The 8,354-nt window shown below is 70.8% G+C and carries 7 protein-coding genes and 1 pseudogene; 1 reads left to right on the forward strand and 7 read right to left on the reverse strand.

The features are described from left to right. Positions 1 to 2: 2 nt before the first annotated feature. From D7Y21_RS25415 to D7Y21_RS25425, 3 genes are read right to left on the reverse strand one after another with little or no spacing between them, the layout of a single operon-like run. Positions 3 to 2,705 carry a carboxypeptidase-like regulatory domain-containing protein gene (locus D7Y21_RS25415; RefSeq protein ID WP_121716233.1) on the reverse strand — a complete coding sequence of 901 codons (2,703 nt, stop codon included), beginning with the start codon at positions 2,703 to 2,705 and terminating at the stop codon, positions 3 to 5. Positions 2,706 to 2,729: 24 nt separating this feature from the next. Then, positions 2,730 to 3,116, reverse strand: a complete 387-nt coding sequence (locus tag D7Y21_RS25420) for a hypothetical protein (protein WP_121716235.1) — start codon at positions 3,114 to 3,116, stop codon at positions 2,730 to 2,732. Beyond that, on the reverse strand, positions 3,113 to 3,985 hold the full coding sequence (locus D7Y21_RS25425; protein WP_121716237.1) for a TIGR02587 family membrane protein: 873 nt from the start codon (positions 3,983 to 3,985) through the stop codon (positions 3,113 to 3,115). The genes D7Y21_RS25420 and D7Y21_RS25425 overlap by 4 nt, the downstream gene beginning before the upstream one ends. A gap of 118 nt (positions 3,986 to 4,103) precedes the next feature. Between D7Y21_RS25425 and purU the strand changes: the two genes are divergently transcribed. Further along, on the forward strand, positions 4,104 to 4,967 hold the full coding sequence (gene purU, locus D7Y21_RS25430; RefSeq protein WP_121716239.1) for a formyltetrahydrofolate deformylase: 864 nt from the start codon (positions 4,104 to 4,106) through the stop codon (positions 4,965 to 4,967). 1 nt (position 4,968) lies between these two features. On the opposite strand, the gene D7Y21_RS25435 is transcribed toward purU, so the two are convergent. The 4 genes and pseudogenes from D7Y21_RS25435 to D7Y21_RS41920 form a co-directional block, all read right to left on the reverse strand. Continuing rightward, the gene (locus D7Y21_RS25435) at positions 4,969 to 6,156 is read right to left on the reverse strand and encodes a hypothetical protein (RefSeq protein ID WP_121716243.1); all 1,188 of its coding nucleotides are present in this window, start codon (positions 6,154 to 6,156) and stop codon (positions 4,969 to 4,971) included. A gap of 358 nt (positions 6,157 to 6,514) precedes the next feature. Next, the gene (locus D7Y21_RS25440; RefSeq protein ID WP_121716241.1) at positions 6,515 to 7,315 is read right to left on the reverse strand and encodes a tol-pal system YbgF family protein; all 801 of its coding nucleotides are present in this window, start codon (positions 7,313 to 7,315) and stop codon (positions 6,515 to 6,517) included. Continuing rightward, a complete protein-coding gene (locus D7Y21_RS25445; RefSeq protein ID WP_120567360.1) occupies positions 7,312 to 7,845 on the reverse strand; it encodes an RNA polymerase sigma factor in 534 nt (177 codons plus the stop codon). The genes D7Y21_RS25440 and D7Y21_RS25445 overlap by 4 nt, the downstream gene beginning before the upstream one ends. Before the next feature lie 101 nt (positions 7,846 to 7,946). Further along, positions 7,947 to 8,354: pseudogene (locus D7Y21_RS41920) on the reverse strand (hypothetical protein); the annotation flags it as partial.

Consider the following 8,354-nt stretch of genomic DNA (forward strand, 5'->3'; position numbering starts at 1 on the left):
GCTCAGCGGTTCGAGATGGGCATCAGCACCGTGACGGTCTCCTGGGTCGCATCCAGGACCCCGTCCGTTTCTCCCTGCTCCGGCCCTCCGTACATGGTGACGGTGAAGGTGGCGGACTCGAAGGGCACCCCCTCCACCTCCGCGCTTCCTTCCGCGTCGAGGATCCCGAAATAGAATGAACTTCCGCGGACGCCAGGCCGAGGCGCGTCTGCGTTCGTGTTGATGGCGACCCTGAGGCCTGCCAGCGGCGCGCGTGTCACTTCACTCAAGACGATGAAACGCACCGTGCGGCTTCGGGTCATCCACAGCGTGCCCAGGTCGATGTCCGTTCCAGGGCTCACGGCGAACTTCCGCTGAAGCTCGAAGAAGCCCTTCGCGCTCACCAGGAGCGTCCCGGGGCCATCGTCTGGCAGTGGGAGATCGAACGTCCCGTCTGGAGCCTGCACCCAGGCGCTGCGTTCGAAGACCTTGCAGGGCAGCGGTGTCCCGTCATCGCTCACGACCTGTCCTCGCAGGCGGGGCCTTCGCTCCAGGACCAACCGGACGTCTCCCTGTCCCATCGTGACGAGCAGGGCGGTGTTGTCAGGCGTTCCTCCCTGAGAGCGCGAGGGCGCGAAGGCATGGCCTTCCTTCCAGGCGATGAGCTGGTAGGCCGGGGCGGTCAGGTGCTTGAAGACGAAGCGGCCATCCGGTCCGGAGAGGACGCCGCGCTCCCCCGTGACGGAGCAGTCGGGGGCGTGGGCCTGCCACGCGGGCACGTCCTCCAGAAGGAGGCAGGCCTGGACGCGCACGCCGGACATCGGCTGTCCATCGCCGCTGACCGTCATCCCCTGCAGCGTGCGTCCCTCCTCGAAACGCACGGACACGGTGGCCTGCATTCCCGCCTCCAGGTCCACGGCCTGTGACGCGGTGTGCTCGATGCCGGGCGTCCGCAGCCGGGCCTCCAGGACGTAGTGCCCTGCCTCCAGTCCTCCCAGCGAGAAGGCGCCTCGTGGGTCCACGGTAGTGCGATGGGGATCTCCGCTCAGCGGTTCGGTGTTCCAGAGCCGGACGTCCACGTTGCTCAGGGGATGTCCTGTCGCATCCATCACCGTGCCGGACACGGAAGCGCCCCGGTTCATCACCACCCGGGTGCCTGTCGACGGGACCTCCACGGGGAGCTTCACGGCGAGGAACCCCGGGGCCGTGACGGACAGATTTCCTGGGCCTTCATGCGTGCTGTCCACGGTGAAGTGGCCTGACTCGTCCGACGTGTCGGTCTGGTCGTCGACGGCGGCCAGGTCCCAGATGCGCTCCGGAAGTTCGCGCGTCATGGTGATCCGCACCTGGGCGCCCGCGAGCGGCACGCCTTCCGTGTCGACCACCTGGCCTTCAACGGACGGAACCCGCGTGAGCGTGAAGTCCCAGGGTCCCGCATGGGGAGCTCCCAGGGTGATCCTCTCCAGCCGGTCGGCGTAATGCGCTAGCAGCAATCGGAGGTCGACCCTGCGATCCAGCAATGGACCCAGACGGTAGTGGCCTGCCGCATCCGTCAGCACCTCTGGAACAGGTTGCCCCCCCAGTTGGTGGCCCTTCACGCGCAGGCGCACGCCCGCGAGCGGCCTTCGCTGCTCATCCCTCACGGTCCCCTCCATGAACCCGGTGGGCTCCATCCGGAGGACCACCTTCTCGGGAGGCGTCCCCAAGGCCTGTCCATAGGCGGTCTCATCCCCGGTCCGGGTCCAGACCTCGTGCGGAAGGGCGGGGACGTCCTCGAAGGCGAACCGGCCCTGGCCATCGCTCCGGGTGGTCGAGGTTTCGCCCGCTCCCTCGGAGAGCGCCAGATGGACGTCCAGGCCGCTCGCGGGAAGGCCCTCGGGCGTCAGCACCACGCCCTCGAGCCGGTGCTTCCGTTGGAGCACGAGCGTCACGTCCACGTCGGCATCGAGCCAGACGTCCTCGCGGAAGGCCTGGGTCTGGCACCCCTGCGCGCCCGCGACCCGCAGGTAGCGTCCCGGGGGCAGGGGCCCGACGCGGAAGCGTCCCCGGGCGTCCGCGAGCGCATCGAAGAAGCGGGACCCGGCTTCGTGGATCAGCGTCACCCGCGCGCCGGGAATGGGAGCCCGCGTGAGCTCCTCGACCACTCCGCCGGAGAGGAAGACGCCGTCCTCCAGCGTCAGCGTCACGCTGTCCCTGCCGGCCGGGATGTCCGGCTGCACGGCAGCGCCCGTGTCACCCAGGGCCCAGAGGGTGAACGCGCCGGTGGCCAGGCCCTCGAGCACGAACGTTCCGTCGTCCGCCGTCATCGTCTGGGCGAGCACGGGCGCTTCACCCTCGCGAGCCTCCACCAGGCGCGCGTATTCCAACTCCATGTCCTGGAAGCAGCAGTCCCCCTGTCGCATCCGCTGTGGGGAGTGTTCATGGCGCGGGGGCGTCGGCGGACAGGGGCGCTCCGACAGCGTGTCCGCATCCACGCGGGACGCGGACACCTGCACGCCCGCGACGGGACCGCGCGCATCGCGCACGACGCCGGTGATGCGCAGCGAGCCTTCCTCGGGCATGGCCAGCGGCTGCGTGAAGCGCGTTCCCGAATGGCCGGGACGTGCATCGCGGAGGCGTCCGTTCGAGGCAGGGGCGGGACCTGCCGGCTCCCGGAAGGACACCACGGCCACGCCCAGTCCGAGGACGAGCACTGCGGCCCACCACCCCAGCTTCCTCGCGCGCATGCGCGGTCAGGATAGCAGCGGGCGTCAGGGCGTGGCGAAGCCCACCGCGTGCGCCTCCACGCCTTCAGGGGGCGGCTCCTGCCGGAAGGCGACCCAGGCCTCGCGCTGGGAGTGGCGCGGCACGTACGCCAGCACGAACTCCGCCTCCTCCTTCGGTTCGCGGCCGCCTCGCAGCGACACGCGCACGTGGACCTCCTCCGCCGCCGAGTCGCCGTGGTTCGTCACCGTGACGGGCACCCGCCACTCCTTCGCGTTCGCGGCGGCCACCGGCGTGCCCACCTGCACGGTCAGGTCCGGCGGGCCGCTGCCCGTCGTCCACGCGTCCACCGCCAGGTAGCCCATGACCAGCGCCACGAGCACGCAGCTCGCGATGAAGACGACGCCCTCCAGCCAGTTCCAGTTCGTCTTCATGATTGGATGAGCAATCTCCCCGCGGAAGCTCCCAGCGTCGACGCCAGCGCCAGCACCACCACCTGTGCCAGGCAGACGCTCAGGCCGTTGCCGTTGAACCGGCCGAAGAACCACAGCACCAGCGCGCTCGACAGCAGCGCGATGGCGTACGTGACGAACGTGCCCGCCAGCACGTCCCGGCGCAGACGGCGGCGCGTGAAGCGGTGCGCGCGGGTGAAGTCGCTCTGGAAGAGGATGAGTCCGCCCAGCAGCAGCGACAGCGCGGCGAGCCCCAGCAGGCACCAGGGCCGCGCCTCCACGGCGATCATCACGATCTCCTCCGTGGGCGCCACGTTGGCCGCGAACAGCACCGCGCCGCAGAACGCGATGACCAGCTGGCCGGGGACGTGGTCCGCGGACTCCAGCCGCTTCTTGTCCTCTTCTTCGTTCTCCTCGCGGTGCTCTCCGCCCAGCTGCGCGGTGCCCACCGACACGCCGATGGCCACCGTGCCGGCCTCCACCACCACCATGCCCACCGCTTCTTGAAGGGATGTTCCCTGGCCGATGCGGCCGATGAGCACGAGCACCCCCAGCGACACGAGCAGCCCCAGCCCCAGCTCCTCCAGCGAGTCGGTGAAGACTTCGACCCAGTACACGTCCCGGCGGAAGCCGCCGTAGCGGTTGTATCCGAGCAGCAGCACGTACGTGGCCACCAGGTAGGCCAGCACGCTGCCCGGATGGGACGTGAAGCCCGCCCACCACACCTCCATCGTGTAGAGCAGCGGCAGGCTGAAGAGCAGGCCGCCCGCGATGCCCCGGCCGTATTCGCGCAGGGAGTCCGACACCGGTCGGCGGCGCTGGGGCGCGTTGGCTGAAGGACTGTCGGCCATCACAGGCCAGAGTCTAGGTTCGCTTCCTGGAGAGGGAAGTGTCCCGCGCATGGCACCGGACAATCCCCGCCGCCCGGGGACGAGCCTTCTCCCGCCACGGCTATAGTCGCCGCCGTCCATGACCGAGCGTCCAGCCCAATACATCCTCACGCTGTCGTGCCCGGATCAGCGCGGCATCGTCCACGCCGTCTCCGGCTGGCTCGCCGAGCACGGCTGCAACATCCTCGACAGCGCCCAGTACGGCGACCCGCAGACGCGGCTGTTCTTCATGCGCGTGCACTTCGCGGATGAAGAGGGGAAGGCGCAGCCCGCGGCGCTGCGCGAAGCCTTCGGTGCGCTCGCGGGGCGCTTCTCCATGGAGTGGCACCTGCACGACGCGGCGGAGAAGCCCCGCGTGCTGCTGATGGTCTCGAAGATAGGCCACTGCCTGAACGACCTGCTGTATCGCTACCGCAGCGGCATCCTGCCGGTGGAGATCCCCGCCATCGTGTCCAACCACCGGGACCTCTACCAACTGGCCGCGTCCCACGACATTCCGTTCCACCACCTGCCGGTGACGCCGGAGAACAAGGAACGGCAGGAGGCGCGCCTGCTGGAGTTGGTGCGCGAGCAGCGCGTGGACCTGGTGGTGCTCGCCCGGTACATGCAGATCCTCTCCTCGGAGACGTGCGATGCGCTGCGCGGGCGGCTCATCAACATCCACCACTCGTTCCTGCCCAGCTTCAAGGGGGCTCGGCCGTACCAGCAGGCCTACGACCGGGGCGTGAAGCTGATTGGCGCGACGGCCCACTTCGTCACGGGCGACCTGGACGAGGGACCCATCATCGAACAGGACGTGGAGCGCGTGGACCACACGCTGTCGCCCGAGGCGCTGACGGCGATGGGGCGCGACGTGGAGAGCGTGGTGCTGGGCCGCGCGGTGACGTGGTTCGTGCAGCACCGCATCCTGCTCAACGGCCACAAGACCGTGGTGTTCCGCTGAGCTAGCCGGCGGGGCACGCGGCGCCCGCGCCGAGCACGTCCGCGTCGTGGTGCACCTGCACCGCGCCGGACGACTCCAGGTGGCGCACGAACAGCGAGCCGAAGACCTCCGCGTTGCCGCTCAGGTTGAGCTGGGCCTGGGGCGCGTAGAGGTTGCCCGCGAGCGTGCTGCCCGCGGAGATGTCCAGCGCCTGCGAGCCCGCCACATAGACGCGCACCCGCGAGGGCAGGGCGGCGGAACCCAGCGTGAGGTTGCCGGACACGATGAAGCCGCCCGCGAGGAAGAGGTCCAGCTCGCCGGGAGGCTGCACGTCCACGGTGAGCGCTTCCCTCAGGTCCACGCCGCCGGGGATGAACAGCGCGGTGCGGCCCCGGATGCGCAGCGTGGCGTGGCCCGGCCCCGCGATGCGCGTCAGCAGGAATCGCCCACAGGGCAGCTCCAGCACGCGCTCGCCGGTGACGTCCGTCAACGTCGCCGGGTCCAGGCCGATGGCCGCGTTGTCGTTGTCCACGGTGTGGTGGGCGATGAGCGCGGCCGGGTCGAAGCGGGAACCCTCGTCGCAGTCACAGGGGATGACCGCGGGCACGGGCTCGCGGCGCAGCTCCGCTGCCTGGGCAGGGCCCGGGGAGAACTCCGGAGGCACGGTGAGCACGCCGCCCACGGTGAGCGCGGCGAGCCCCACGTCCCCGTTCACCCGTGCGTCACCGGCCACGGTGGCGGAGGTGCCGGGGCCGGAGAGGGGACCGTTGCTGTCCAGGCCGCCGCCTACCGTGAGCGGACTGCTGAGCTGGACGCCGCCCACCTGGAGCGAGCCACCCACCGTGACGCGGTCGTTCGCGGACAGGACTCCATTCACGCCCACGTCGCCGCCCGGACCTCCGGGAGCGTAGGGCCCCGCGGAGCTTCGGAACGCATCCACGGTGAAGGGGGCGCTGAGGGACAGTCCCTCGCAGGAACACGCCGCGCGGCGGAACAGCGTCCGCGCCAACTGGCCGCTGCACACCCGCGGCCCCGAGGCCGGACTCCCCAACAGGAGCGGAGGTCCGCTGTCCACGCAGTGCTCCGCCCATTCATCCGGAACGTCGGTCCCCGCGTCGGGCGAGCGCAGCGTGGCCACCGGATCATCCACCGTGCACCCGGCACCCAGCAGAGCGGTCCAGGCCATGAACGACGCGACGCGGAGCCTCATGGGACTGTCACCTTGCGCCATGCGAGGAAGGCGCCTGCTCCCCGACCGACGCGGCTCTCCAAACCTGTCCGACTGTCGGACAGGTTTCTGCTGCTCGGGCGGAGCGGTAGCCCCTCGACCCCAGCGGGTGACGAGGCAGGTCCGCTGGAAAACCTCAGGGGGCGCGCGTCGGCGCAGGGGGCCCGTTGGGACTGGCAAAACCTGTCCGACAGTCGGACAGGTTCGTGCTCAGCGCCGCCGACAGGGAGGTCCTGCGGTGTTCTCACCTTCTCATCCATGGGGACGGATTTCGTGTCCGAGGGATTGGGAGAAAGGCCGTGCCTCGACGTGCGGTGCTCCACGACAGGCCACGCCAACCTCATTGCGGTGACAACTCCCGGAGCCGAGCACGCGACGCCGCGCTCAGTGGCGAGTCCGGATGCAGCGAGAGGAACTCACCCAGCGCCCGGGCCTCCGCCGCCGTGTCGCCCAGGGCGCGGTGGGCCTCCGCCACGCCGTGGCGCGCCTCAGGATCCAACATGCCACCGGGTTGCAGCCGCACCGCGTCCTGGTACTGGCGCAGGGCGCCTCGCGAGTCACCCAGGTGCTCCAGCCGCAGCGACCCCGAGGCCACACGCGCGACGTACGCGGCCAGCGACGACGGCTCCGCGCGGATGACGCGCAGGTACAGCCCCTCCGCGTCCTTCCACTTCCCCGCCGAACGGAGCGCGTTGGCCTGCCGCAGCAGGTCCTCCGGCTTCGACGACTCCTTCACGGTGATGCTCGGACGCAGCGGCCGGGGATGCTCGATGACGAAGGGCTCGGGCGGCGCGGGCGGGGGCAGGGGCACCGGCTCCAGCGTGGCCACCTGCGTCGGCTCCGGCACGGCCGGCGTCAGCACCTGCACGTGCGGCTGCGCGGGCCGCGCGTAGCGCCACACTGCGGCGGCCGCGGCCCCGGTGAAGACGAGCGCCGCGCCCGCCATCAACCACACGGGAGGACGCCTGCGTCTTCGCGGAGGCTCCGGCGCCTGCTGGAGCGCCGCGTCCAATGCCGCCTGGACCAGCGCGCTCGAACGCTGCCGGGACAGCCGCCGCGCGGGCCCACTGCCGTTGTCCAGGGGGCGCAGCAGGTCGTCCAGCGGCTCACCGTCACCGTCGTCGGGGGGGCGGGGGCTCATGACGACTCCCCCTCGGGTGCCTCGCCATCCGAGGCCAGCGCGCGCAGGGCGGTGCGTCCCAGGCGCAGCCGGCTGCGCACGGTCTCGAAGGGGACGCCCAGCTCTGTCGAAATCTCCTGCACGCTCAATTCCAGGACGTGGTGCAGCACCAGCGCGTGCCGCTGCTCCGTCGACAACCTGTCCAGTAACGTCACCAGGTGACGGCGGTGCAGATATTCGTCCGCCGGCGCTTCGTCGGACGGCACCGCCAACAACTCCACCGGGTCCCCACTGTAGCGGGCCTCGCGTCCGCGTGAACGCTTGAGCCACGCGAACGTGGTGCGCACCACCACCCGGTCCACCCAGCCGTGGAAACGCCCGTCGCCGCGATAGGTGGGCAGGCCCCGCACCAGCGCGATGAGCGACTCCTGGGCGATGTCCTCCACGTCCGAGTCTCCCCGCACCAGGTAGCGCACCAGGTTGCGCACGCGCGGCAGCAGCTCCAGGAGCAGGGACTCGGTCGCGTCGCGCTGTCCCCGCATGGCCGCCATCAGCCGGGCGTCCTGGCCACGGGGCGCGACGGTCGCATGTGAGCCCGAGCTCCTCATGCCCGACAAGGAGAAGGGACGCCGCCAGTTCGGGTCATCGGTGCTCACGGAAAAATCACCATCCCCACTCCCAGTCGGGGACGCACGGACGCACCGTCCTCCCGGAGCACGAAGTCGCCGTCCACCGAGTAGCCCAGCCGGGGCCGTCCCAGGAGCACCTCTCCCGACAGCGCCGCCTCCAGCGCGAGCGCCGGCCCCACCCGCCACGCCACACGCACCGCCGGCCCCACGACAAAGGCCGCCACCCTGCGCGAGGGCGCCGGCTCCACCTCCGCGGCCCGGGCCTCCGTGCGCCGCCAGAAGCCCGCGACCCCTGCCCCCAGGCCCACCGTGCCTTCCCACGCGCCCGACTTCACGAAGGGCACGTCCGCCCACGCCAGCGCGGCGCCCTGCGTGAGGCGGATGTCCGCGTATGAGTCCCGAAGGTGCACCGGCAGCGCCGCCAACACCTG

It is taken from the genome of Corallococcus sp. AB045, assembly GCF_003668895.1.
GTDB lineage: Bacteria > Myxococcota > Myxococcia > Myxococcales > Myxococcaceae > Corallococcus > Corallococcus coralloides.

Excerpts from the sequence above, each read along its gene's own strand:
- D7Y21_RS25415 (WP_121716233.1), bottom strand. The coding sequence starts at position 2,705 with ATGCGCGCGAGGAAGCTGGGGTGGTGGGCCGCAGTGCTCGTCCTCGGA.
- D7Y21_RS25420 (WP_121716235.1), bottom strand. The coding sequence starts at position 3,116 with ATGAAGACGAACTGGAACTGGCTGGAGGGCGTCGTCTTCATCGCGAGC.
- D7Y21_RS25425 (WP_121716237.1), bottom strand. The coding sequence starts at position 3,985 with ATGGCCGACAGTCCTTCAGCCAACGCGCCCCAGCGCCGCCGACCGGTG.
- purU (WP_121716239.1), top strand. The coding sequence starts at position 4,104 with ATGACCGAGCGTCCAGCCCAATACATCCTCACGCTGTCGTGCCCGGAT.
- D7Y21_RS25435 (WP_121716243.1), bottom strand. The coding sequence starts at position 6,156 with ATGAGGCTCCGCGTCGCGTCGTTCATGGCCTGGACCGCTCTGCTGGGT.
- D7Y21_RS25440 (WP_121716241.1), bottom strand. The coding sequence starts at position 7,315 with ATGAGCCCCCGCCCCCCCGACGACGGTGACGGTGAGCCGCTGGACGAC.
- D7Y21_RS25445 (WP_120567360.1), bottom strand. The coding sequence starts at position 7,845 with ATGGCGGCCATGCGGGGACAGCGCGACGCGACCGAGTCCCTGCTCCTG.